Origin of the sequence: Shewanella vaxholmensis (assembly GCF_031932135.1) — a bacterium.
Lineage (GTDB): Bacteria > Pseudomonadota > Gammaproteobacteria > Enterobacterales > Shewanellaceae > Shewanella > Shewanella hafniensis.
The window spans coordinates 106315-132814 of sequence record NZ_JAUOEV010000001.1; the positions used below are offsets into that span (position 1 = coordinate 106315).

At 48.8% G+C, this 26500-nt stretch carries 13 protein-coding genes; 8 read left to right on the forward strand and 5 right to left on the reverse strand.

Translation table 11 applies throughout. The features are described from left to right. The first annotated feature begins 34 nt into the window (after nt 1-34). Nucleotides 35-418, forward strand: a complete 384-nt coding sequence (locus Q4Q46_RS00450; protein WP_006080960.1) for a hypothetical protein — start codon at nt 35-37, stop codon at nt 416-418. Beyond that, entirely contained in the window at nt 418-1191 is a 774-nt protein-coding gene (locus tag Q4Q46_RS00455) for a Zn-ribbon-containing protein (RefSeq protein WP_311889265.1), read from the forward strand. Before Q4Q46_RS00450 ends, Q4Q46_RS00455 begins: the two co-directional genes overlap by 1 nt. A 155-nt stretch (nt 1192-1346) precedes the next feature. Here the strand turns inward: Q4Q46_RS00455 and syd are convergent, their stop codons facing one another. Continuing rightward, nucleotides 1347-1997 carry a SecY-interacting protein gene (syd, locus tag Q4Q46_RS00460; RefSeq protein WP_311904955.1) on the reverse strand — a complete coding sequence of 217 codons (651 nt, stop codon included), beginning with the start codon at nt 1995-1997 and terminating at the stop codon, nt 1347-1349. A 59-nt stretch (nt 1998-2056) separates the two neighbouring features. Between syd and queF the strand changes: the two genes are divergently transcribed. Continuing rightward, nucleotides 2057-2914 carry an NADPH-dependent 7-cyano-7-deazaguanine reductase QueF gene (gene queF / locus Q4Q46_RS00465; RefSeq protein ID WP_311904956.1) on the forward strand — a complete coding sequence of 286 codons (858 nt, stop codon included), beginning with the start codon at nt 2057-2059 and terminating at the stop codon, nt 2912-2914. A gap of 94 nt (nt 2915-3008) precedes the next feature. On the opposite strand, the gene Q4Q46_RS00470 is transcribed toward queF, so the two are convergent. Further along, nucleotides 3009-3950: a LysR family transcriptional regulator gene (locus Q4Q46_RS00470; RefSeq protein ID WP_311904957.1), complete on the reverse strand. Its 942-nt coding sequence runs from the start codon at nt 3948-3950 to the stop codon at nt 3009-3011. Nucleotides 3951-4073: 123 nt separating this feature from the next. On the opposite strand from Q4Q46_RS00470, the gene Q4Q46_RS00475 reads away from it, so the two are divergent. Further along, on the forward strand, nt 4074-6062 hold the full coding sequence (locus Q4Q46_RS00475; RefSeq protein ID WP_311904958.1) for an alkyl/aryl-sulfatase: 1989 nt from the start codon (nt 4074-4076) through the stop codon (nt 6060-6062). A gap of 48 nt (nt 6063-6110) precedes the next feature. Here the strand turns inward: Q4Q46_RS00475 and Q4Q46_RS00480 are convergent, their stop codons facing one another. From Q4Q46_RS00480 to Q4Q46_RS00490, 3 genes are all read right to left on the reverse strand, one after another. Next, on the reverse strand, nt 6111-6851 hold the full coding sequence (locus tag Q4Q46_RS00480) for a sporulation protein (RefSeq protein ID WP_311904959.1): 741 nt from the start codon (nt 6849-6851) through the stop codon (nt 6111-6113). Nucleotides 6852-6939: 88 nt separating this feature from the next. Continuing rightward, a complete protein-coding gene (locus Q4Q46_RS00485; protein ID WP_311889268.1) occupies nt 6940-7485 on the reverse strand; it encodes a hypothetical protein in 546 nt (181 codons plus the stop codon). 191 nt (nt 7486-7676) lie between these two features. Next, on the reverse strand, nt 7677-8570 hold the full coding sequence (locus Q4Q46_RS00490) for a 4'-phosphopantetheinyl transferase family protein (protein ID WP_311904960.1): 894 nt from the start codon (nt 8568-8570) through the stop codon (nt 7677-7679). A gap of 635 nt (nt 8571-9205) precedes the next feature. On the opposite strand from Q4Q46_RS00490, the gene Q4Q46_RS00495 reads away from it, so the two are divergent. Genes Q4Q46_RS00495 through Q4Q46_RS00510 form a run of 4 tightly spaced genes read left to right on the forward strand, consistent with a single transcriptional unit; the run spans nt 9206 to nt 26455 of the window. Then, on the forward strand, nt 9206-10075 hold the full coding sequence (locus Q4Q46_RS00495; protein ID WP_311904961.1) for a transcriptional regulator: 870 nt from the start codon (nt 9206-9208) through the stop codon (nt 10073-10075). Beyond that, on the forward strand, nt 10072-18141 hold the full coding sequence (locus Q4Q46_RS00500) for a polyketide synthase (RefSeq protein ID WP_311904962.1): 8070 nt from the start codon (nt 10072-10074) through the stop codon (nt 18139-18141). Before Q4Q46_RS00495 ends, Q4Q46_RS00500 begins: the two co-directional genes overlap by 4 nt. Then, the gene (locus tag Q4Q46_RS00505; protein ID WP_311904963.1) at nt 18138-20441 is read left to right on the forward strand and encodes a PfaB family protein; all 2304 of its coding nucleotides are present in this window, start codon (nt 18138-18140) and stop codon (nt 20439-20441) included. Before Q4Q46_RS00500 ends, Q4Q46_RS00505 begins: the two co-directional genes overlap by 4 nt. Continuing rightward, nucleotides 20438-26455, forward strand: a complete 6018-nt coding sequence (locus tag Q4Q46_RS00510) for a beta-ketoacyl synthase N-terminal-like domain-containing protein (protein ID WP_311904964.1) — start codon at nt 20438-20440, stop codon at nt 26453-26455. The genes Q4Q46_RS00505 and Q4Q46_RS00510 overlap by 4 nt, the downstream gene beginning before the upstream one ends. The last annotated feature ends 45 nt before the right edge of the window (nt 26456-26500 follow it).

A 26500-nucleotide genomic window follows, 5' to 3' on the forward strand; every position in this document is an offset into this window, starting at 1 on the left:
AAATCATTCAACAAATTAAGGAATTTTGCTAATTATGAGTCCACTTGACCAAGTATTAGCGGCTGCACGTTCGCTCGAAGCCTGCGGTAAAGTACCGAGCCTTGCCTTAATAAAAACCCGTTTAGGTAGCAGCCTACCTTTACCGATATTGATCCAAGGCTTGCAGCAATTTAAATCTATGCCTAAGGCGGATCGCGAGCGTTTAGCCGAGTTACAAGCCATCAGCCCGACAATCGAAGCCGCTGCAACTAACGATACCTTGACGCTTGCGCTGCTTGCCGATCGCCTGCAGATACAACAGGCATATTTTGAACGTCATGCTGAGCAGCAAAAAGCAGAAATCATGCAATTGAAAAACGAACTGCTTGAACTAAAACAACGCATCAACTTATTAGAATCCCAAGGAAAAACCGCTTAATGTTTGTCACTGAACTGCGTTTTGAATGCTTCGCCGACACCACTATCTCTGCCGCCGAAAAAGCCATTAATCAGCTCCTTGAAGCCTATCGAGCTAATGGCCAAATCTTAGGGCGAGAATTTGCGGTCGCCTTTAATGACGGTGAGTTTAGAGTGCGTTTACTGATGCCAGAGAAAAGCAGTTTAGCGCATAAATATCACAGCCCTTGGGTCAAAAAAGCATTAGCAGAGTTAACCGACGCTAAGCTACTCGCGCCGCGGGAAAAGTTTATCGGTCAGGACATTAATTCTGAGGTCAGCAATACCGACACACCGAGCTGGCAACTGCTGTATACCAGCTTTGTACACATGTGCTCGCCCCTGCGCAGCGGCGATAATCTACTGCCGATTCCCTTATATCGACTTCCAGCAACCTTTAATGGCGATCACAAACGCATTATCCGTTGGCAGAGCGAATGGCAAGCCTGTGACGAGTTACAAATGGCGGCGGCCACCAAAGCAGAATTTGCCGCACTTGAGGAATTATCGAGTCCAGACAGTGATTTATTTCGCAGAGGTTGGGATTTGCGCGGCCGTATCGAATATCTCACTAAAATTCCGACCTATTACTACTTATACCGCGTCGGCGGCCAAGATTTGGCCTCCGAAATGGCGCGACCTTGCCCACGTTGTGGCAGTCATGATTGGAAACTCGATGAACCTTTATTGGATATGTTCCACTTTCGCTGCGAGCCTTGCCGCATAGTATCGAATCTGTCTTGGGATCATCAGTAACATCATCTTATCTCGCTGTAGACCTCAACCTAAGATAAGCCACGCTTAGGTTGAATGTTCCGCTCAAACTAAGTGTTGTTGAGCGTTAACACTCTGACTAAACGTGGTTGAAGGCTAAGAGCTCGCAGCAAGATAAAGAGCCCAGCTCCCACCAACTAGCGTTTACCAAAGAGGTTTTGCCACATACGTTTAAAGCTGGCAAAAATCCCCGGATGTTCTAATGCGGGCATAGGCAGTTCTTCATGTTTAACGGGCGGTGCTATCCGTGGTGATAACGCCCCAATAAATTCCGCTAAACTTAGCGACAATTGCTGGGTGGGGATCTCACCTGGAAGCTCTATCCACACGCTGCCATCACTGTTATTGATGGTGAGCATTTTATCGCCCTCATCTAATAGGCCAATGAACCACGTCGGTGGCTGCTTGAGCTTTTTCTTCATCATCAGATGACCAATCAGATTTTGCTGCAGGCAGGTAAAATCATCCTCATTCCACACTTGCAGTAACTCACCCGTGCCCCATTTTGAGTCGAACAATAACGGCGCAGAAAAATACTGACCGTAAAAATGATTAATTTCCGGCCACAAAGTCAACTCAAGCGCATGCTCAACATTGGCAAAACTGCCTTCGACTTCGCGTTTCACCGGCTGCCAAGAAACCGCTTGGTCGAGATCAGCATGAAATTCGCCTTGAATACACACAGACGGCTCACCCTGTGGGTAATAACGCGGTAGTTCACCTAAACTCGTTAGGTAAGCTTGATGATAGTTTTGCAAAAATTTATCGAGTGCGAGCAGACAAGACACTTAAGCACAATCCAATTTCAGGTATAATGTGCGCCTATTTTGACATGGAAACAGTATTGATGACACAGAATCACGATCCCTATAGTGATGCGCAAGCGCTTGTTGGTCTGACTTTAGGTAAAGCCACAGACTATCAAGCCGAGTATGATGCGTCGCTGCTGCAAGGGGTTCCACGCTCACTAAACCGTAATGCTATTGCACTGACTGGGACGTTACCGTTTCATGGTGCCGATATCTGGACGGGTTATGAGCTGTCTTGGTTAAATGCTAAAGGTAAGCCTATGGTGGCCATAGCTGAATTTCATTTAAGCTATGAAAGCCTGAACTTGATTGAGTCGAAATCGTTCAAACTGTATCTCAATAGCTTTAATCAGACCAAGTTCGATAGCATAGATTCACTGCAAAAAACCTTAGTCGCAGACTTAAGTCAATGTGCCCAAGGTGATGTTAGCGTTAAAATCATCGAACCAAAAAGCTTTGGCATTCAGCGTATTATCGAGTTACCAGGCACGTGTATTGACGATCTCGATATTGAAGTCAGCGATTATAGTTTTAATCCTGCTTACTTGGAAAACAGCACGGACGATAAGCAAACGGTTGCGGAAACGCTTAATTCAAACCTGCTGAAATCCAACTGTTTGATCACTTCGCAACCCGACTGGGGCAGCGTAATGATCCGTTATCAAGGACCTAAAATCGATCGCGAGAAATTGCTGCGCTATTTGATTTCTTTCCGCCAACATAACGAGTTCCACGAGCAATGTGTCGAGCGGATTTTTGTCGATTTAAAGCGTTTCTGCCATTGCACTAAATTAACCGTTTACGCCCGCTACACGCGCCGCGGTGGTTTAGATATCAACCCGTATCGCAGTGACTTCGAGCAACCTGGTGAAAGCCACAGACTCGCAAGGCAGTAATTAACGCCCATTCGACTAGCAAATTTCGAACTAACGTTTAGCACTGAGACAAAAACCAAGGTTAAAACCGACACTAAGCTCTGAATCACTAGCCCTAGTTGCTAACAAGATTCAGAGCTTTTTCATTTACAGTGCTCGCACTGGCATCGAGCAATAAGTTTCGCAGCCATTGATGACTCGGGTTTTGGGTGTATTTACTGCTCCACACCATATACAAATCAATGGGTCTTGTTTTCAGTGGCATAGGTAAAATTTGGATGCCGAACATCTCGGCGTACTGACTGGCGTACCGCAAAGGCGCTATACCTATCGCCTCACTTTTGCCTACGGTAGCAAACATACTCAATAAAGATGACTGCTCACTATACATCTTGCGCCTTGGCAACACGCCTTCGGTAAACAAATCCCCCGCAGTAAGATTAAAACGCCGCATATTCAAAAAGACGTGTTTCTCCTCAAAATACTGCCCATGGGTAATGGCGCCTTGAATCCGAGGATGCTGCCGACTGACGATACACACTAAGGTTTCGGTGAAGAGTAATTTGCTCGAGAGCAAACTTTGCTGCGCGGGTTTAATGTCTATCGCCACAGCGACTCGCTCAAGCAAGATATCACGATATAAATCAGCCTCCTGTGGCGGTGATTCTCGGAAAATCACTTCAATATCCGCATCCTGCAATAACGCCTGCACACCGGTTTGCAGCGCTTCGATAACCGACTCATTGGCATATACATAGAAGCGCCGCTGACTGCACTTTGGATCAAAATGCTCAAACCCCAGCAATACAGTTTCGATATCTGCCATTGGCTGCTCAAACTTACGGTACATTTCCCGCGCCACCGCCGTCGGTTCAATTCCCCGCCCAACCCGATTGAACAGTGACTCCCCGACCCATACCCTGAATCGACTGATCGCATTACTGACCGAAGATTGAGTTAAATCCAGTTCATCAGCCGCTTGGGTGAATGAACGAGTACGGTAAACCACCATAAACACGCGCAATAAGTTTAAATCTAACGGCTTTTGTGTCGGCATAAGGGAAAGCACTCATTCACAATATGAATATTACAACCCAAGCTAACTCGAGTTATCTAAATACACAAGCTGTCTATACTCAAACCATCAACGACACTATCTCTCTTATCTGTAGGTAAAATTATGCAAAAATCTTTGATGACATTGAGTATTATCGCAACGTTCTCCCTCAGCGCGACAGCGGCAGAACACGAGCATGAACATATCAGCCTGCACTATCAGGGAAAGCCTGCGACCCAGCAAACTACTGAGGTCAACAAGGCCACAGCAGCCACTCTAAATTACACAGATAAAAAAGCCTTTGAAGAGTTCTCTAAGAATCTCATCGCCGAACTCGATGAACCAACAGCCGCCATTTTGCGCACTGAATTTAGCTTTATCGGCGACAAAACCCCAGACACAGTCAACCCCTCACTCTATCGCCAAGCCCAGTTGAATATGGTGTCTAACGGCTTATACAAGGTCACAGAGGGGATTTACCAAGTTCGCGGTACTGACTTGTCGAACTTAACGCTTATCCGCGGTAAAACGGGGTGGATCCTTTATGACGTGCTACTCACCAAAGAAGCGGCAAAGTTATCATTGGAATTTGCCCTAAAAAACTTGCCAGAGGGTAATGACTTACCTGTGGTCGCTATGATTTATTCCCACAGTCATGCGGACCATTTTGGCGGTTCCCGTGCAATCAAAGATATGTACCCTAAGGTCAAAGTCTATGGTTCAAATAACATCACCAAAGAAATTGTCGACGAAAACGTCCTCGCCGGTAATGCCATGAGCCGCCGCGCCGCCTATCAATACGGTGCAACGTTAGAGCGAAACGATCAAGGTATTGTCGATGCAGCACTCGCCAAGGGGTTATCCAAAGGCGAAGTGACCTACGTTAAACCCGATGTCACCTTAAACGGCAAAGATAAGTGGGAAACACTCACCATTGATGGCATAGACATGGTGTTTATGGATGCCTCAGGCACAGAAGCCGCCTCGGAAATGGCCACCTATATTCCCTCAATGAAGGCCTTATGGACGGGTGAACTCACCTACCATGGCATGCACAACATTTACACCTTGCGCGGTGCAAAAGTCCGTGACGCCATCAAATGGTCTAAAGACATCAATGCATTGCTGACACGCTTTGGCGATGATGCGCAGGTTCTTTTTGAGGCCCATTCAGCACCTGTCTTTGGCAATGCGGATGTCAATGCTTATCTCAGAATGCAAAGGGATAACTATGGTCTAGTGCATAATCAAACCCTGCGTTTAGCCAATAATGGCGTAGGTATTCAAGATATTGGCGATGCGATTCAAGCCACTATCCCTAAAGCGGTGCGTGATACTTGGTATACCAATGGTTACCATGGCACCTACAGCCATAATGCCAAAGCCGTGTACAACATGTATTTAGGCTATTTCGATATGAATCCAGCCAACTTAAACCCACTGCCGACAAAGGAGGAAGCGGCCAAATTTGTCGAGTATATGGGCGGTGCTAAAGCCGTACTCAAACATGCTAAAGCCGACTATGCCCAAGGCGAATACCGTTTCGTGGCAACGGCACTGAATAAAGTGGTCATGGCAGAACCCGATAACGAAAAGGCAAGACAATTACTGGCCGATACCTATGAGCAACTGGGTTACCAAGCGGAGGGGGCAGGCTGGCGCAACATTTATCTTACTGGCGCCCAAGAGTTACGCACAGGGATCCAACCCGGCGCCCCTAAATCGGCCTCGGCTGATATTTTAGGTGAAATGGATATCTCGACTCTGTTCGACTTCCTCGCCGTCAAAGTCGATAGTATCAAGGCCGCTGAACTTGGACTGTTAAGGCTTAATGTGATTAACCCTGACACTAAAGAAACACTCTACGTCGAGTTAAGCAACGGTAACTTAAGCAATATTAAGGTTGATAAACCAATAGAGGCCGATACCAATCTTTATATTGATAAGCGTGACATTACCGGGATTTTACTCGGCAAAGTGACCCTCAAAGACTTACTTGCCAACGGCACGGCCAAACTAGAAGGCGATAAAGCGGCATTCGGTAAGATAGCGTCGACCTTAGTAAAATTTGATGAAAACTTTGAAATCGTCCCACTTCCGAACGCGAAGTAGTGACATCAACGCCCTGATAATTCAGGGCGTTTTTATGGAAAAGATTAACTAGCGTATATTCGCCTTGAACACTTCTAACACTTGGCTGGCGCTAGCGTTATTGGCTAACGTAAAGTACAAATAGCCATCACCGCGAAATGCCCTGTCTAATTCAAGCAGTAAATGGGTTTGCTCGGCTTCGCACACCACAGAGATTTCAATCTCACGTATCGTATTTAACCCTATATTACGCGGCTTAAACTCAAATTCTTGATAACATCCAGAGGTTGAGCGAAAGGCGCGGGTATTCAAGAATCCCTGCTCAACATCGGCCTTATAAAGTACATAACCCATACTAAACATAGCATTAAGCACATGTTCAAGAACTGGTGTAGGCATGACAACCAAAACATCGGTGTCGCTAGGGTCAATCGCTGAATCAATATCTACACCTGTTTGCAGCCAAACTTGACACTGATTATTCCGCACAGGTAACTGAGTAAATGGCGTTTCAGGATGCAACTTACCACTGAAAGGAATGTTGCGCACTTCACCAGCTTGGATCTCAAAAGAATCGCTTAAACGCCAACTTGCAAGTTTATGATTTTTAAAATAATCGCCATTATCTGTACTCACTTTAACTTTAGTCATTAACGCCAAGTCGAGTCCCGAAATTCTCTGTGCCACATTGCCGCCTTTAACGACGATTGTCGCGTTAAACATTTGGCCCGGCAACAAGCGATTATCTTCCAGTAAAGTATCGACACTCGCGCCGCCAATTCCGACAGAGGCAAGCATTTTTTTAAACATAGGGGTTCCTTATCCAGTGAACCTATTAACTATCATCAACCTAGTTCCAAGTGATTGAGGATAATGTTGTCAGATTAACAAAGCAGAATTAGTTCGCAGAACCTGGCGTTGGCGCTGCAGTTTTGCACTCAAGTAATAATTGCTGGAAATGCGCACCTAAGTCTTGTTGGGCAAATTGCTCGCTCGCAGTCGCCATTTGCTTAAGGCTTTGTAAGGCTTGATCTAAACCTTGTTGCTCGATGAGGCTTTTAGCATAGGCCGCCGCATCGGCGCCTTTTTGCAGCAAGCTCGCGACCTGATCAAAACTGATATCTTGTTCCATCACTTTCTGTAAGTCACCCAGCAATTCTGCCACCTTGGCCGACTCCACCAGCGAGCCCTCAACATTCACTAACTTGCCAAGCGGATCTTGGCTCAGTTTTTCAGCCACGCAGGCCGAAACTGTGCCCGCCGCTGCGCTTTGGGCCACAACATCTAAGCCATTAGCACGAATTTGCTCAACCACTTGCTGCAATTGTGGATCTTGGGCTAACCAAGCCTGCTCTAATTGTTGCTTTTCATCGCCACCAAAATAACCACAACCAGATAGCATCACCAGCATAGTAGCCGGTAACATGCACTTAATCTGTTTCATTGCTAAACCTCATTTAATCCATTCAAATTCAAAATATTATCGGCGTGACTATACCCAGCAATGTTTAACCGAAGATGAATAAAACGGGTTGATAGCAAGATAAGACTGAGAAAGAACCATGGCTAAATGCGATCGCGAACTTCAGCGGTTTATCTGAGTTTACTGGCGTGAAAAAACACGCATTATCGCCGTTAATCAGCAACAAGTAAGTACTCTATACTGCTCAGCTGTGCGGTTAGCGTTAAAGGAAGACTGGCGTTACCGGCATGCGCTAGGCTAATGGCAAAGCGATACTCCTCGGTCAAACGACCAAAATGTGCCTGCCAATGCATAGGGTCTGCTAAATCCAGTGTGTGTATTGGAATTTGTAGCGGGACTTGTAATGGAATATGTGGATAAACATTAAGCATTGAAGCTACGCCGCAGGCTTGCCTCAATCCGGCATCTTGGCATGATAACTCAAGCGATTCTGCCGCCAATTGCTCAAACGGCTTAAGCTCAAAGGCAAAGGATTTGAGCGACTGCGCTAAACCTAGGCCAGTCGCCTTAATATAGGATTCCTTTAACGCCCATAAATCGAAAAAGCGCTGCCGCTGACTCGCTTCATCGACAAGGGTCAACAAAGCCGCGGTTTCTTGGGCAGAAAAATAATGATTTAGGATTGGATAGATATCCGTCTTCGGCCGCGCTCTTTCAATATCGACCCCAAATAAACCAGACTCAACACCATGAAACTGAGTCACACCAATCAATAACCAATCGCCGCTATGGCTTAAATTAAACTCAAGCCCCGTTTGCTGTTGCAATTTTGCCGTTAAACTCGGCTTACCCTTAACGCCATATTCAAAACACCACTCGTGTGGCGATAAATCCGCATAGCGAGATAACACGGCCCGCAACGCTGCCCTGACCTGTAATCCCTTCATTTGCGCCTTGGGATCGCGATAACGCGCGACCTTGGCGAGTTCATCATCACTTAACCAAGACTGAGCGAGTGATGTTTGCGGCGATGAAATATCGCTCAGTGGAATAAAAAATAGATCCACATTCACGCCGTTTTTGCTAGATGTTCTGGAGTCGGTCATTTGAGGGCCTTGCAGGACAAAGCCTTGCGGCTGATGGTTATCATTGTCTGGCGTTTTGGAGAGCACTTAGCAACATTCTTATCTGGGTTCATCATTATTTGAGTTCATTAGCATCTTAAATAGTTTCAACTAAGCCCGAGTTCAATTCTTAGCTGCACTCTAATTAGAGCAATTCTTAGAACGACCCTGAACGCCATCCTAAGCGCAAATTTTTGCTGCAATTGCGCCAAGGTTTTGCGCCCAAATTAACAGGTTTAGCCACACAGTCTCATTCATGACGAAAGGGCAGTAAGCCAATATTGGGCTATTTTACCCCGCGAACTCAAAAAAGCGGTCTTTATCGACCCTAAAAATTTAATTCTTCCACTATCAAAGTATTAAAAAGCCCAAGCTGTCAGTAAAAACCCAACATAACGCACAGAAAATACCATTACTCAACGAAAGCCAATAAATTCCAGTCCCAGATGATTGTATCGCCCCGAAACCTCAGGTAATCTGCATCCCCATTAAGTGACACAGATGATAAGCACAGGTTTTACTATGGGTGTCACGACATGAGTCCTCAATGTCAGTCGTGACTCAGCTACTATCGCTTATCAGTCCCAATAGATTATGTCGGATGATAATTATTATTAATGGCAGCTCGCGACTCTCAATCTAAAGCGCCGTCTTACGCCCCTAAGAGCACGACTCAAGCGGCGAAAAAAGACAGCACACCTCGGCATCGCAACGCCACCACTACGCCTGAAATGCGACTCTTTATCCAGCAGTCTGATTTGAGCGTCAGCCAGCTGGCAAAAATTTTAAATATTACCGAGGCAACAGTCCGTAAATGGCGGAAGCGTGAGTCCATTAGTAACAGTTCGAACACGCCCCACCACCTCAATACCACGCTCACGCCGATGGAAGAATATGTGGTGGTGGGATTACGCTATCAACTCAAACTCACTTTAGATAGATTACTTCAGGTTACCCAAACCTTTATTAATCCCAATGTGTCGCGCTCCGGCCTTGCCCGTTGTTTAAAGCGTTACGGCATATCGCGGCTCGATGAGTTTGAAGCACCACAAGTCCCCGAACGCTATTTTAATCAATTGCCTGTGACTCAAGGCAGCGATATCCAAACCTATACGGTCAATCCAGAAACCTTAGCTAAGGCGCTCGCATTGCCGAGTACCGACGGCAATACTGTGGTGCAAGTGGTCTCACTCACCATACCGCCGCAGCTTACTGAGCAAGCCCCAAGCTCAGTACTATTAGGCATAGATACGGCAAGTGATTGGATTTACCTCGATATTTATCAAGACAGCAATACCCAAGCGACCAATAGATATATCGCCTATGTCCTCAGACATGGGCCGTTTCATTTACGAAAGTTGCTCGTTCGCAACTATCACACCTTCTTAGCCCGTTTTCCCGGTGCCCATGGCACGCCAAAGACAAGCGCGGCTAAATCCCAAAACAAGGTCACCGTATCCAGGTCGACCCGTGGAGACTCTTTATGAGCCATACCCCTTCTGTACCTAATTCAACCACTGACTCAAAAGCTGAGTCAAAAAAAGATAAACGACTCAACAAACGTTTAAAAGATATGCCCGTTGCCATTGTCGGCATGGCCAGCATCTTCGCCAACTCGCGTTATTTAAATAAATTTTGGGATTTGATCAGCGAAAAAATCGATGCCATTACTGATATCCCAGACACCCATTGGCGCGCCGAAGATTACTACGATGCCGACAAAAGCAAAGCCGATAAAAGCTACTGTAAACGCGGTGGTTTTTTGCCTGAAGTCGACTTCAATCCAATGGAATTCGGTCTGCCACCCAATATTCTTGAGCTAACAGATACCTCGCAACTGCTGTCGCTGATTGTCGCCAAAGAAGTGCTTGCCGACGCTAATCTGCCCACCGATTACGATCGTGATCGTATCGGTATCACCCTAGGCGTGGGCGGTGGTCAAAAAATCAGTCAGAGTTTGAACTCGCGCCTGCAATATCCAGTGCTTAAAAAAGTATTCAAAAGCAGCGGCCTGAGCGATGAAGACAGCGAAATGCTGATCAAAAAGTTCCAAGACCAATATATCCACTGGGAAGAAAACTCTTTCCCAGGGTCCTTAGGCAACGTGATTGCAGGCCGTATCGCCAATCGTTTTGATTTTGGCGGCATGAACTGTGTGGTCGATGCTGCCTGTGCGGGCTCGCTTGCCGCTATGCGTATGGCGCTGACTGAACTGACCGAAGGTCGCAGCGACATGATGATCACTGGCGGCGTCTGTACCGATAACTCGCCGTCCATGTATATGAGCTTCTCAAAAACACCGGCCTTCACCACTAACGAAACCATTCAACCCTTCGATATCGATTCAAAGGGCATGATGATCGGTGAAGGGATCGGCATGGTCGCGCTTAAGCGCCTTGAAGATGCCGAGCGCGATGGCGACCGGATTTATGCCGTCATCAAAGGCGTTGGCGCCTCATCGGACGGTAAGTTTAAGAGTATTTATGCACCGCGCCCTGAGGGCCAAGCTAAAGCATTGGAGCGCGCCTACGATGACGCGGGTTTTGCCCCGCACAGCATTGGCTTAGTTGAAGCCCATGGCACGGGCACTGCCGCAGGTGATGTGGCTGAATTTAATGGCTTAAAATCGGTATTTGCCCAAGGCAACGACACCAATCAGCATATCGCGTTAGGTTCAGTGAAATCCCAAGTGGGCCACACTAAATCAACAGCGGGCACTGCTGGGGTAATCAAAGCCGCGCTGGCGCTGCACCACAAGGTATTGCCTGCGACCATTAACATTAGCAAGCCTAATCCAAAACTGAATATCGAAAGTTCGCCATTCTATTTAAATACCGAAACTCGCCCATGGTTCCAGCGCGCTGATGCAACGCCACGCCGTGCAGGTGTAAGCTCCTTTGGTTTTGGCGGCACGAACTTCCATCTTGTATTAGAAGAATACAAACCTGAGCACAGCCGTGACGAGCAATATCGTCAGCGCAGTGTGCCGCAGACGCTATTGTTTGCCGCAGCCAATAAAGCCGCGCTGCTTAGCGAGTTAAAAGCTGCGCTGAGCCAAAGCGTGAACACGAGCGCAAACGCGAATAAGAGCAGCGCTGCGAGCCTGAACGCTATCGCTCAGCAATATCCACTACGCACACTGGCAAGCACAGATGCCCGTTTAGGTTTTGTAGCTAAGGATATCGCACAGCTGCAAGCTCAGTTAAATCAATCGATTGCACATTTAGAAAGCGGGCTCCTAGAAAGCAATGCAAGCGAGGCGTGGCAATTACCTTCTGGTATCAGCTACCGCTCTCATGCCTTAGTGGCTCAGAATGAATCAAAGAAAGTAGCCGCCCTGTTTGCTGGTCAAGGTTCACAGTACCTGAACATGGGTCGCGAACTCGCCTGCCATTTCCCAGAAATGCGCCAACAAGTGATGGCCAGCGATAAGGTATTTGCTCACCACGGCCAAACACCGTTATCCAATATCCTCTACCCTATTCCGGCATTCGATGCCGATGCAGTGAAAGCCCAAGAAGCGGCGCTGACAAATACCCTGTTCGCCCAAAGCGCCATAGGCGCAATTTCAATGGCGCAATATTCGCTATTAACTCAGGCAGGTTTTGCCCCCGATATGGTGGCAGGTCACAGCTTTGGTGAACTGTCAGCCCTTTGCGCGGCAGGCGTGATTTCGAGTGTTGATTACGTCGAACTGGCCTTCGCCCGTGGGCACGCCATGGCGCAAACGCCAAATGATACTGGCGCTCAAGTCGATTTAGGAGCCATGTACGCCATCATCCTCAAACAAAAGAGTGATATCGATGCGCTTAATCGCTGTTTAGCTCAGTTTGATGGCGTTAAAATTGCCAACTACAACGCGCCGACACAATTAGTTATCGCAGGTGGCACAGAGCAAACTCAGCTGGCCGCGAAAGCCATTAGCGAACTGGGCTTTAAAGCGATTGCCCTGCCCGTCTCTGGCGCGTTCCATACCCCCTTGGTTGGACACGCACAAAAGCCATTTGCCAAGGCCATTGATAAAGCTAAATTCAGCGCGCCTTCAATCGCACTTTATGCCAACGGCACGGGTCAATTGCACCCAAGCGATGGCAAAGCGATTAAAGCAGAATTCAAACAACATATACTGCAATCGGTTCGTTTTAGCGAACAACTGCAGGCCATGTATGACGCAGGCGCCCGTGTGTTTGTTGAGTTTGGCCCTAAAAACATACTGCAAAAGTTAGTTGAAAATACCTTAGGTGAACACTTAAATGAGCTTTGCCTTGTCAGCATGAACCCGAATCCTAAGGGCGATAGTGACAGTCAATTACGCTTAGCCACAGTGCAACTCGCGGTAGCCGGCGTGGCGTTAACTGAGGTTGACCCCTATCAAGCCGTCACATCACAAGAGATTGCCGAGCGTGAAGCGCCATCAGCAATGAACATCAAACTCACCGCCACTAACCACATTAGTGCTGCGACCAAAGCTAAGATGGCCAAATCCCTCGCCACAGGCAGCGTGACTAGCCAAGTGCAATATGTGGATCGCATCGTTGAAACGGTTGTCGAAAAAGAAGTCGAAAAAATTGTTGAGAAAATAATAGAAGTGGAAGCGAATCAAGTGGCAGCTGTTGAAATGAAACAAACATCCCCAAGCGTTGCGCAAGGCTTAAGCAATCAGCAGCAAGCGACGGCGCAGTTAAACCCAAGCACACCTAACGTCAGCGGCGATGCGTTAACCGCATTTTTCAGCGCACAATCTCAAGCGGCGCAGTTACATCAACAGTTTTTAGCTATCCCGCAGCAATATGGCGATACTTTCACGACACTGATGACAGAACAAACCAAGATGGCAAGCCAAGGCATTGCAATCCCAGAAAGCCTGCAACGCTCGATGGAAATGTTCCACCAGCATCAAGCGCAAACCCTGCAAAGCCACGCCGAATTTATGCAACTGCAAAGCAGTAGCAGCCAAGCGGCCTTGGCCATGCTAAACAATGCGCCGATTAACTTTACTCCAGCAGTTGCAAGTCAGCCACGAGCAACTGCGCCGGCTCCTGTTGCTCCAGCGCCTGTGGCTGCAACTGTGCACAATGCCGCTCCTACACCAGTAGCGACTCAAGTTGTTGCGACGAGACCAGCAATTAACACACCTGTTGCATCTGTTGTGCAAACCGCTCCCGTTGCTCATGCGCCTGCTGCGACAGTACAAGTTGCGCCAGCAGCTCCTGTTTTAGTTATGCCAGAAATGACATCTGTGGCACCAGCAACAAGCAGCTTAAGTGCTGCACTTGTTCAACAAACTATGATGGCTGTGGTTGCCGACAAAACAGGCTACCCCACTGAAATGCTGGAACTTGGCATGGATATGGAAGCCGATCTAGGTATCGACTCGATTAAGCGCGTTGAAATTTTAGGCACAGTACAAGACGAACTGCCGGGCTTACCTGAACTCAGCCCAGAAGATCTGGCCGAGTGCCGTACCTTAGGTGAAATCGTTGACTACATGAACAGCAAACTGCCTGCGGCTGGCCAAGTTGTAGTTTCTACAACAGCGCCAACAGCTCCTGCCGCCAACGGTTTAAGCGCTGCGTTAGTGCAACAAACTATGATGGCTGTGGTGGCTGACAAGACAGGCTACTCCACTGAAATGCTGGAACTCAGCATGGATATGGAAGCCGATCTAGGTATCGATTCTATTAAGCGCGTTGAAATCTTAGGCACAGTACAAGACGAGCTGCCGGGTTTACCTGAGCTCAGCCCAGAAGATTTGGCCGAATGTCGCACCTTAGGTGAAATCGTTGACTACATGCAAAGTAAGCTTACACAAAATGACAAGCTGCCAGCAGTTGGCTCGGTATCTGCGCAAATAGCAGCGCAAGTCACTGTTACCGCGACAACAAATAACGGCTTAAGTGCTGCGCTTGTTCAACAAACTATGATGGCTGTGGTGGCTGACAAGACTGGCTATCCGACTGAAATGCTGGAGCTCAGCATGGATATGGAAGCCGATTTAGGTATCGATTCAATTAAGCGCGTTGAAATCTTAGGCACAGTGCAAGACGAGCTGCCGGGTTTACCAGAGCTCAGCCCAGAAGATCTGGCCGAGTGTCGCACCTTAGGTGAAATCGTTGACTACATGCAAAGTAAATTGCCTGTTGCTGCAGCAGCCTCAGTTGCTCATGTCGCCCAGACAATTGCGACTTCAGCATCTAACGGCTTAAGTGCTGAAAAAGTCCAACAAACCATGATGTCAGTGGTGGCCGACAAGACGGGCTATCCCACTGAAATGCTGGAACTGAGCATGGATATGGAAGCCGATCTAGGTATCGATTCAATTAAGCGCGTTGAAATCTTAGGCACAGTGCAAGACGAGCTGCCGGATTTACCTGAGCTGAATCCTGAAGATCTGGCCGAGTGTCGCACCTTAGGCGAAATCGTTGACTACATGAACAGCAAATTGCCAGTAGTTAGCGCGGTAGCAGTTGCACCAGCGGCAAACGTTGAAGCAACGCCAGCACAAGTTCCAGCGAATAACGGTTTAAGCGCTGAAAAAGTCCAACAAACCATGATATCAGTGGTGGCCGACAAGACAGGCTACCCCACTGAAATGCTAGAACTGAGCATGGATATGGAAGCCGATTTAGGTATCGATTCCATCAAGCGCGTTGAAATCTTAGGCACTGTGCAAGACGAGCTACCGAGCTTACCTGAGCTGAATCCTGAAGATCTGGCCGAGTGTCGCACCTTAGGTGAAATCGTTATGCTCTTTTCGCAAGATTTAGGGCAAGGTAAGCTAGGCCAGAATGTAGCGCCAATTAGCGCTGTCGTTCAGCCTGAACCTACTATCGATTTGCCACCCCATGATTTACCACCACACAGTGAGGTGGTGCTAAAAAAGTTGCCAGCGGCGGCTGAGCTAGCGCAACAATCAGCACAAAAAGCTCTGCCACGCGTTTTTGCTAAAGATGCCTGCATTATCATTAGCGATGATGGTCACAATGCTGGCGTACTTGCCGAGAAATTGCATGCTCAAGGTCTAACGGTTGCGGTTGTGCGCTCGCCAGAAAGCCTTGTAGCCAGTGCATCACCGCTCAATAGCCACATTGCCAGCTTCACATTGGCGGCGATTGACGATACCAGCATCAGCGCAGTAATTAATGAGATCAAAACCTTAGGTCAGGTTGCAGGCTTTATTCATCTGCAACCACAACATAAAACCTCAGCCGATGCGAAAGGTTTAGTGTTGTCCAGTGCCGCCAAAGCGTCGGTCGAGCAAGCATTCTTGTTCGCCAAGCACTTACAACCGCTTTTAACAACAGCAGCAACCGCCAATACTAGCAGCAGCTTTATCAGCGTCAGTCGTATCGACGGTGGTTTTGGTTATCTTAACCACAGCCAAATTGCCCGCAGCGAGTTAAACCAAGCGGCATTGGCAGGTCTGACGAAAACCTTGAGCCACGAGTGGCCGAACGTGCATTGCCGCGCCTTAGATATCGCGCCAGCACTTGATGCCAAACAACTGGCCAATGCGGTCATCGCTGAGTTATTCGCAACCGATAAGCTATTAGAAGTCGGTGTGAGTGAAGCTGGCGCAACTGAAACACTGGCACGCGTGACCTTAGTTGCAGGCAAGGCAGATACCCGCCACAGCGCAGCTAACTTGACCAGTGCTGATAAAATTCTGGTGACCGGCGGCGCAAAAGGCGTGACCTTTGAATGTGCCTTGAGTCTGGCAAAACGCAGCAAGGCGCACTTTATCCTTGCCGGCAGAAGCAGCCAACAAGCCATTCCCGCTTGGGCGCAGGGTAAAAATAACAGTGAACTTAAAGCCGCTGCCATTGCCCACATTCAAAGCTTGGGCGAGAAACCCACGCCAAAACAAGTGGATGCCTTAGTATGGCCAGTGCAAAGCAGCCTAGAAATTGCAGCCGCACTAGAAGCCTTTACCGCCTTAGGCGCGAGTGCCGAGTACTTAAGTCTCGATGTAAACAATCCAGACGCGATCGCCAGCACGATAGTGCCTATCACCGAGTTATCACCTATTACCGGCATCATCCATGGTGCGGGCGTACTCGCCGATAAACACATCCAAGACAAAACCTTAGATGAGTTAGCACGGGTATATGGCACTAAGGTCACAGGCATTAGCAATCTGCTTGCCGCACTGGATTTAGATAAAGTGAAACTGATCGCCCTGTTCTCTTCGGCGGCGGGTTTTTACGGCAATACCGGCCAAAGCGATTACGCTATGTCCAACGACATACTCAACAAAGCCGCACTGCAACTGGCGCAGCAACTGCCAAATGCCAAAGTGATGAGCTTCGATTGGGGTCCGTGGGACGGCGGTATGGTGAACCCTGCGCTGAAAAAGATGTTTATGGATCGCGGTGTTTATGTGATCCCGTTAAAGGCGGGTGCTGAGTTATTTGCGAGCCAATTACTGAGCAACACAGGCGCACAATTGCTGGTCGGTACTGATATGCAAGGCACAGTTCCAAGTGACGAGCAAGCAACTGAAGGTAGCAATCTAAAAAAGCCTGAAGCGGATCTGACCACTGACTCGTCGGATCCGCATGCTTTGCTTAACGCTTTAAATCCAAGCGCAGTAAATATAAGCGCTGTAAAACTGCAGCGCACACTGGACCCTAAGGCAATGATCTTTATTGAAGATCACTGCATTAACGGTAATCCCGTATTACCGACTGTGTGCGCGATTCAGTGGATGCGTGAGGCCGCCTTTGATGTGCTCAAGCAGCCTGTCAAAGTGCAAAGCTACAAGCTGTTGAAGGGCATTATTTTCGACACTGCTGTGTTACAAAATGGAGCGTTAGAAAGTGCAGCCCCCATCACGCTAGAACTTGAGCTTGCACCGATTGCGTTAACGGATAAAGCCGCGAAAGACACAGACGAGTACTTGAGTGGACAATTCAGTGCCTTAATCAGCTTTGAAGGTCGTCCGCAATATCAAGCCATCTTAGTGATTGATGATGCGCCTAGTGATAACTTAGCCATTAATAGCAAAGCAACTGCCTTTGACGCGCATAGCTTGGCAGGACTTTCTGCCATCACAACCGCAAGCAGCCTTTACAGCGACGGCACGCTTTTCCACGGCCCAAGACTGCAAGGTATTGAGTCTGTGGTGAAGTTTGACGATACGAGCTTAGCCGCCAAGGTGAGCCTACCCCATGTTGCATTAGCGGACTGCGGGAGTTTTGTGCCCAATCTGGCCCCTAAAGGCTCACAAGCTTTTGCAGAAGATTTGTTGCTGCAGGCGATGCTGGTATGGGCAAGACTCAAATATGGCGCGGCGAGTTTGCCATCAAGCATTGGTGAGTTTATCTCCCATGCGCCGTTTGCCTTTGGCGATACAGGGTATCTAGTGCTCGAGGTGGTAAAACACTCTGGCCGTGCCCTTGAAGCCAATATTGCACTTTATCATCAAGATGGCCGCTTGAGCTGCGAGATGAACAACGCCAAAGTCACCATCAGCAAAAACCTTAACGGTGCATTCTTAGCTAATAAAGTTGCTAATAAAAGCATTGAAAGCGTGGAGGCAAAAGTCGAGTGAACTTAGCCCCCCCTTTAGCAACGACCCATAACGGCCAAGCTGAAACGTCGATAGCTGACACTGCTATGACTGAAAAGCTTGCCAAGCCACTGCGTATTGCAGTGTTGCTTGGCGACGCGGTCAACCTCGATCCTCACTCAGCCCAAGTATTAGGGACGTTTGCGGAACGTGAAAGAGTTCAGATTTGCGCTGCCGATGCCAACCAATCGACAGATCATGAACCGTCAGTGCATGAGCAAAGGTCGCTCACTGCGTTATTAAGCCAAGCAACAACAGCCATTGAGCAAGGCAAGCTCGTTGAACTTAAATTCAATAATGGCAATCTACCCCAGTCTCTGTATTTGCTCGATGGTTTACGCGCCGCCAAACTGCGCCTCCACGCCCACGCGTTTATCGCTGGCTTTGCCGCTGGCAACGAAACTACTGGTGTTGCTAATGCAGCGGCTGTTGCAAATGCGGCGTTAGTGGCGGCAAAGCGCAGCCCTGCACAAACCGTTCAGCATCAACTCGTCGCCAACACTCTCAACGAGGCATTTGTTGCGCTGCGCCAAGGCGTAACCGCCCTCGCTGCGCGAACACAAGCGCCGCTTAAAGGCACTACTGATATAAAACAGACAAACGACACCAATCATCAAACTGGCTATTGGTTTAGCGACCAACATCAAGCGCGGGTTTTATGTCTAAATCTTGTAACAAAGAATCTAGCGGCAACAACATCAAACCCAGCAGATACCTTGCTGGATTCAGGCCAAGATATTTGCCAGAGCCTAGTGCTGACCCAAGGCTCACAAGTTATCGTGCCCAAAGCCCTTGTTGATAAAAACCGGCTGTTTGTGCCGATAAGTGGTGACAGTATTGATTCACTCATAGCGCAAGTATTGCAACTAGCTAACACTCTAGAAAATAGTGCGGGCACACTGGAAAATGGCGCCGGCTTTCGCGCTGACTTTCGCGCTGAGCAACTCAAAGCTTGGTTTGAACACTATGATGCCAACGCGCCACTGGCATTAGTCTTGATGGCTGCATCAAGTGACGACCTCAAACTTGAAGCCAACGCCATGCTTGCGGCGCTTGAAAATGATGCAGTGCGTCATCAGGGTCAAGCCTTTAAGACCCCAGCAGGCAGCTGCTTTACCGCTAAGCCGCTAGGGGATGCAGGACTGACCTTTGTTTATCCCGGCGTTGGCACGGTTTACGCCAATATGTTCAATAACTTGCATGAATATTTCCCCGCGCTGTATCACCAGCTAGAACGTGAAGGCGATTTAAGTGCCATGCTGCAATCACCGCAGATTTATGCGGCAGATGTTAAAACCGCGGCTGGCATGAACCTAAGTCAGCAAGCGATTAGTGGCGTGGGTGCCAGTTATCTATTCACTAAACTGTTGACCCAAGTCTTTAATATTAAGCCTAAAATGGCGCTCGGTTACTCAATGGGCGAAGCGGCCATGTGGGCCAGCCTAGATGTGTGGCAAACGCCCCATGCTATGATCAACGCTACTGAAAATAGCGATATTTTCAACCATGCGATTTCTGGTGAGCTAACCGCAGTCCGCCGAGCATGGCAGCTTGCAGATAATGAAGCCATAGTGTGGAACAGCTTTGTCGTGCGCGCTGATAGCCATGAAATCAAGGCATTATTGCCAGAGTTTCCTCGCGCCTACTTAGCCATCACCCAAGGTGATACTTGCGTCATTGCAGGCTGCGAAACAAGCTGTAAAGCCCTGCTTGCCACGTTAGGTAAGCGCGGGATTGCCGCCAATCGAGTCACGGCAATGCATACCGCGCCTGCCATGCTAGTCCATGGGCAAGTACAAGATTTCTATACTCAAGCACTAAAACCTGAGGCACTGGAACCTGAGGCGCTGAAAGCGGCAGCGCAAGATCTGCCTATTCGCTTTATTAGCGCAGCGCAAACTGCGCCAGTAACCGTGGATAGCCACAGTATTGGCCGCGCGATTGCCGATACCTTTTGTTCGCCACTCGACTTTAGTGCGCTCATTCACAATGCCACTGAGCAAGGCGCAAGGCTATTTGTCGAAGTGGGCGCCGATAGGCAAACCAGCACACTCATAGATAAAATCAGCCATGCCCATGCAAGCCAAAGCACAGCGAACGCGGCGACAGCCGCCATTGCTTGCAATGCTAAGGGTGCCGATGCTATTACCAGCTTACTCAAGTGTTTAGCTCAGCTAATAAGCCACAGAGTACCGCTGTCGCTCGCGCCGCTCATTCAGCCACTAAGTGCTAACGCAGCCCCTTTATCATCAGCAGTATCACCAAAAGGAGAACCCCTGTGAGTTCTCAGCATTCCCCTACTATTGATAAAACTACCGTGCCTACCATTGCGTCAAACCGCGCATCAAAAAGTGCGTCAAAAATTGCGATTGTCGGTCTCGCGACTCAATACCCTGACGCAGATAATCCCCAAACCTTCTGGCAAAACCTGCTGGATAAAAAAGACTCGCGCACCCAAATTAGCCGCGAAAAGCTCAATGCCAATCCCGCCGATTACCAAGGTGTGCAGGGTCAGTCTGACCGTTTTTACTGTGATAAGGGCGGCTACATCCAACACTTCCAGTTTGATGCCAAGGGTTATCAACTGCCTGAGTCTGCCTTTGACGGTTTAGATGAAAGCTTTTTATGGGCACTCGATTGCAGTCGTAAAGCCCTCCAAGACGCAGGGATTGCCACAAGCGATGCCGTACTGGCGCGCACAGGAATTGTAATGGGAACCTTGTCGTTCCCGACCGCCCGCTCCAACGAATTATTTTTGCCTCTGTATCATCAAACCGTTGAAAAGGCGCTGCAAAACAAGCTTAACCAAAGCGCTTTTCAACTGGCTGATTTTAACCAAGCTCACGCCGACAAAGCATTAAACGTCGAGCAAGTATTAAACGTCGCCAATGGCGCCGTTGCACACACAGCCTCAAAGCTGGTCAGCGATGCACTCGGTTTAGGTGGTACTCAGTTAAGTCTGGACGCCGCCTGCGCTAGCTCGGTTTATGCACTTAAACTCGCCTGCGATTACCTGACCACAGGCAAGGCCGATATGATGCTTGCGGGCGCGGTATCGGGCGCAGATCCTTTCTTTATCAACATGGGATTCTCGATTTTTCACGCCTATCCAGATCATGGTATTTCGGCGCCCTTTGATAGTAACAGCAAGGGCTTATTCGCCGGAGAAGGCGCTGGGGTGTTAGTCTTAAAACGCTTAGAAGATGCCGAGCGCGATGGCGATAACATCTACGCCGTCGTCAGCGGCATTGGTTTGTCGAACGACGGTAAAGGCCAGTTTGTATTGAGCCCCAACAGCAAGGGCCAAGTGCAAGCCTTCGAGCGCGCCTATAGTACGGCAAACACACTGCCCGCCAATATCGAAGTGATTGAATGCCATGCCACGGGCACGCCGCTTGGGGATAAGGTCGAACTCGCCTCGATGGAACGCTTCTTCGAGGACAAACTCGCGGGTTCAGCAGTGCCGCTGATCGGTTCGGCAAAATCCAACTTAGGCCATTTGCTCACAGCCGCTGGCATGCCGGGGATCATGAAGATGATTTTTGCCATGCGCTCGGGTCGACTGCCGCCAAGTATTAACTTATCAGCGCCGATATCCTCGCCTAAGGGCTTATTTAGCGCAAAAAATCTACCAACTGAATTACATGCTTGGCCAGATAAAGCCGGAAACTCCCGCCGCCACGCCGGTGTTTCCGTGTTTGGTTTTGGCGGCTGCAACGCGCATTTGTTGCTGGAATCCTATGCTGCCAATACAAACAAAAAGAATGAACAAGCCGCAGCTGCTGTAAGTTATCAGCACACGCCATTAAATATCATTGGCTTAGCATCGCACTTCGGGCCTTTATCCTCCATTAATGCACTGGATAGCACGATTCAAGCTCGGCAACATGCCTTTATCCCGCTGCCCGCTAAACGCTGGAAAGGCTTAGATAAACACTCTGATATTCTGGCCAACTTTGGTTTAAGCGGAACTGGCCTCTCAGCCGCACCACAGGGCGCGTATATCGACCAGTTCGATTTTGACTTCCTGCGTTTTAAAGTGCCGCCCAATGAAGACGACCGCCTGATCTCCCAGCAACTGCTGCTGATCAAAGTGGCCGATGAAGCGATTCGTGATGCCAACTTAAAGCCCGGCGGCAAGGTTGCTGTATTAGTGGCGATGGAAACAGAGCTTGAATTACACCAGTTCCGTGGCAGGGTGAATCTGCACACGCAACTGGCAGACAGCCTTAAAAAACAAGGAATAACCCTCACACAAGCTGAGTATCTCGCCCTTGAAAAAATCGCCATGGACAGTGTGCTCGATGCCGCCAAACTGAACCAATACACCAGTTTTATTGGCAATATCATGGCGTCACGCATCGCATCCCTTTGGGACTTTAACGGCCCTGCCTTTACCATTTCGGCGGCGGAGCAATCGGTCGCCCGCTGTATCGATGTAGCCGAAAATCTGTTGTCCCAAGAGTCCTTAGATGCCGTAGTGATCGCTGCCGTCGATTTAAGTGGCAGCCTTGAGCAAGTGATCCTCAAAAACGCCGTATCGCCAGTGGCATTTAATGCCACTGACACTGGTTGGAAAGTCGGTGAAGGTGCAGGCGCATTAGTGCTAACTGCTGAAAATTCAAATACTAATGCTCTACTTAATGATGCCAATAGCAACAGCTATGGTCACATCAGCGGCCAAGTGTTTGGTGCTATGTGTGACATGCAAGGTCACAGCAACACAGCGCGCATCTGCGATGACTTGTTAACCCAAGCCAAGGTGAATAGCAGCCAAATTAGTTTGATTGAAACCAGTATTGCAGTTGAGCAACTTGCCGATCCAAAGCTGGTACTCAATACGCTGCTGCCGAGTGTGAACCAGCGCAGCCAAGCCGCTGATACCATTGGCCACAACTTTGCCGCTGCGGGCATGGCGAGTATTTTGAGCGCCCTGCTTCAGCTTAAAAATCATGGGCAATTAAAAAACCAAGCACAGCCACAAGCTAATCAAGTGCAGCACGCGCTCGTTGCCACGTTTAGCCAAGGTAAATGCTCGCAATTATTGCTCAGTCAAAGTGCCACGCAAGCGCACAGTTTGCAGCAAAGGCTTGAACAAGACTTAACGCTTTCAGAGCAAAAACACTTAATTAAACAAGTGACACTCGGTGGCCGCGATATCTATCAGCATATCCTTGATACGCCGTTGGCGGACATAGATGCAATACAGCAAAAAGCCCAAGCCATCAATGCATTGCCAAAGCGCAGCCAACGCAAACATTTGGCCCAAATAGCGAGCAAAGACACGAGTGGCTTTGCAACAAGCAGCCCAACCACGGCTCTACAAAAAGAGACATTAAGCAGCATGCCAATTAATGCCCTAAGCACGCCCAATAACAACGCCGCTCAAGCAGAGCTAAAAGACGCTGCATTTATACGTAATCAGCAACTCGCCCGTGAAGCTCATTTAGCCTTTTTACAAAGCCGTGAGCAAGGCCTGAAACTGGCCGATGCCTTGATGAAAGCCCAGCTTGCCAGCGAGTTAGCCGTAAATGGCCAAGTTGCTCCGGTGGAGCAGCAAGCCACCGTTCAGGCGCCAGCGTATGCATCTGCTCATACACCTGAGCTAGCTCCAGTTGTTAACTCAGAGGCAAACCCAGCTGCGCTTTATCCAAACCATGCAAAAGTGCCTCTGTACACGCCGCCAACACCGATAAGCAAGCCTTGTATTTGGGATTATGCGGATTTAGTCGAATACGCCGAAGGCGATATCGCTAACGTCTTTGGTCAAGATTACGCCATTATCGACAGCTATTCGCGTCGTGTACGTCTGCCAACCACAGACTATTTACTGGTATCTCGAGTAACGAAATTAAACGCTCAGATGAACCAATATCAGCCTTGCACTATGACCACAGAATACGACATTCCTGTGGACGCGCCGTATTTGGTCGATGGTCAAATTCCGTGGGCCGTGGCCGTTGAATCGGGTCAATGCGACTTAATGCTGATCAGCTACTTAGGTATCGACTTTGAAAACAAGGGCGAGCGCGTTTATCGCCTGCTCGATTGCACTCTGACCTTCCTTGGCGACTTACCGCGCGGTGGCGACACTCTGCGCTACGATATTTCCATCAATCACTTTGCCCGCAATGGCGATACCTTGTTGTTCTTCTTCTCCTACGAATGTTTCGTGGGCGACAAGCTGATCCTGAAAATGGATGGCGGCTGTGCCGGCTTCTTCACCGACAAAGAACTCGCCGACGGCAAAGGCGTTATTCACACCGAAGCCGAAATCAAAGCGCGCAACCTTGCCTTGAACAATCCGAATAAGCCGCGCTTTAATCCGTTACTTGACTGCGCGCAAAGCCAATTTGATTACAGCCAAATCCATAAACTGCTCGGCGCCGATATCGGTGGCTGTTTTGGCGGCGCACACGCGGCGCATCAAGCCCAATATGGTTTGCAGCCCTCTTTATGTTTTGCATCCGAAAAATTCCTGATGATTGAACAGGTCAGCAATCTTGAGGTGCATGGCGGTGCGTGGGGCTTAGGTTCAGTCCAAGGCCATAAGCAGCTCGAAGCTGATCATTGGTATTTCCCGTGTCATTTCAAGGGCGACCAAGTGATGGCGGGGTCGTTAATGGCCGAAGGTTGTGGTCAATTACTGCAATTCTTTATGCTGCATATTGGAATGCACGCCAGTACAGAAGAAGGGGGGGTCAAAAATGGTCGTTTCCAACCGCTCGAAAACGCATCACAAAAAGTGCGCTGTCGCGGTCAAGTCTTGCCGCAATCTGCCCTGCTCACCTACCGTATGGAAATTACCGAAATCGGTATGAGCCCGCGCCCGTATGCTAAGGCAAATATCGATATTTTGCTCAATGGCAAAGTGGTGGTGGATTTCCAAAACCTTGGGGTGATGATCAAAGAAGAAGCCGAATGTACTCGCTACCTTGCGAATAATGATGCCAGCACAGCTGACAATACGACTAGAAATGTAGCTACAAACGCCGCTTCGGCTGCGCCGCTGGTTTCGACAACACCCGCATCGTTCGCCGCGCCGTTGATGGCCCAGCTGCCAGATTTAACTGCGCCAACCAACAAAGGCGTAGTGCCGCTAAAGCATGTACCTGCGCCGATTGCGCCAGCGGATTCAAAGTACGCCAACCGCGTGCCCGACACCCTGCCGTTCACGCCGTATCACATGTTCGAATTTGCCACGGGCGATATCGAAAACTGCTTCGGCCCCGATTTCAGCATCTATCGCGGCCTTATTCCACCGCGCACGCCTTGCGGTGATTTACAGCTCACGACTCGCGTCATTGCGATTGACGGCAAACGCGGCGAGCTGAAAAAGCCCTCTTCGTGTATCGCCGAATATGAAGTGCCTGCAAATGCTTGGTATTACGATAAAAACAGCCATCACGCCGTGATGCCCTATTCTGTGCTGATGGAAATATCACTGCAGCCAAACGGCTTTATCTCAGGTTATATGGGCACAACCTTGGGCTTCCCCGGCCAAGAGCTGTTTTTCCGTAACTTAGACGGTAGCGGTAAGTTACTGCGCCATGTGGATTTACGCGGCAAAACCATAGTGAACGACTCACGTTTGTTATCGACTGTGATTGCCGGCAGCAACATCATCCAGAATTTCAGCTTCGAGCTAAGCTGCGATGGCGAACCATTCTACCAAGGTAAAGCGGTATTTGGTTACTTCAAGGGCGATGCGCTGAAAAACCAGTTAGGCATAGACAACGGCAAGACAACTCAGCCTTGGCATGTGCAAAATGGCATAGCCGCCGATAGCCAAATCAATCTGTTAGATAAACAGCATCGCAGCTTTAACGCGCCAGAAGGTCAGCCGCATTACCGTTTAGCGGGCGGTCAGCTTAACTTTATCGACAAGGCCGACATAGTGAAAGCCGGCGGTAAAGCGGGCCTTGGCTATTTATACGCCGAGCGCACCATTGACCCGAGTGATTGGTTCTTCCAATTCCACTTCCATCAAGATCCGGTAATGCCAGGCTCATTAGGGGTTGAAGCGATTATCGAGCTGATGCAAACCTATGCGATTGACCAAGACCTTGGTGCGGGCTTTAAGAGTCCAAAATTCGCCCAGATATTATCGGATATCAAATGGAAGTATCGCGGCCAAATCAACCCATTAAACAAACAGATGTCGCTGGATGTGCACATTACCAGCGTGACAGACGACAATGGCAAACGCATCATTATGGGCGATGCCAACTTGAGTAAAGATGGTCTGCGAATTTATGAAGTCAAAGATATCGCCATCTGTATTGAAGAAGCTTAATCACCTTGCTCATTTAGAAAGACGCTAATTACAAATACTGTGTCG

Excerpts from the sequence above, each read along its gene's own strand:
- Q4Q46_RS00450 (WP_006080960.1), top strand. The coding sequence starts at position 35 with ATGAGTCCACTTGACCAAGTATTAGCGGCTGCACGTTCGCTCGAAGCC.
- Q4Q46_RS00455 (WP_311889265.1), top strand. The coding sequence starts at position 418 with ATGTTTGTCACTGAACTGCGTTTTGAATGCTTCGCCGACACCACTATC.
- queF (WP_311904956.1), top strand. The coding sequence starts at position 2,057 with ATGACACAGAATCACGATCCCTATAGTGATGCGCAAGCGCTTGTTGGT.
- Q4Q46_RS00470 (WP_311904957.1), bottom strand. The coding sequence starts at position 3,950 with ATGCCGACACAAAAGCCGTTAGATTTAAACTTATTGCGCGTGTTTATG.
- Q4Q46_RS00475 (WP_311904958.1), top strand. The coding sequence starts at position 4,074 with ATGCAAAAATCTTTGATGACATTGAGTATTATCGCAACGTTCTCCCTC.
- Q4Q46_RS00480 (WP_311904959.1), bottom strand. The coding sequence starts at position 6,851 with ATGTTTAAAAAAATGCTTGCCTCTGTCGGAATTGGCGGCGCGAGTGTC.
- Q4Q46_RS00485 (WP_311889268.1), bottom strand. The coding sequence starts at position 7,485 with ATGAAACAGATTAAGTGCATGTTACCGGCTACTATGCTGGTGATGCTA.
- Q4Q46_RS00490 (WP_311904960.1), bottom strand. The coding sequence starts at position 8,570 with ATGACCGACTCCAGAACATCTAGCAAAAACGGCGTGAATGTGGATCTA.
- Q4Q46_RS00495 (WP_311904961.1), top strand. The coding sequence starts at position 9,206 with ATGGCAGCTCGCGACTCTCAATCTAAAGCGCCGTCTTACGCCCCTAAG.
- Q4Q46_RS00500 (WP_311904962.1), top strand. The coding sequence starts at position 10,072 with ATGAGCCATACCCCTTCTGTACCTAATTCAACCACTGACTCAAAAGCT.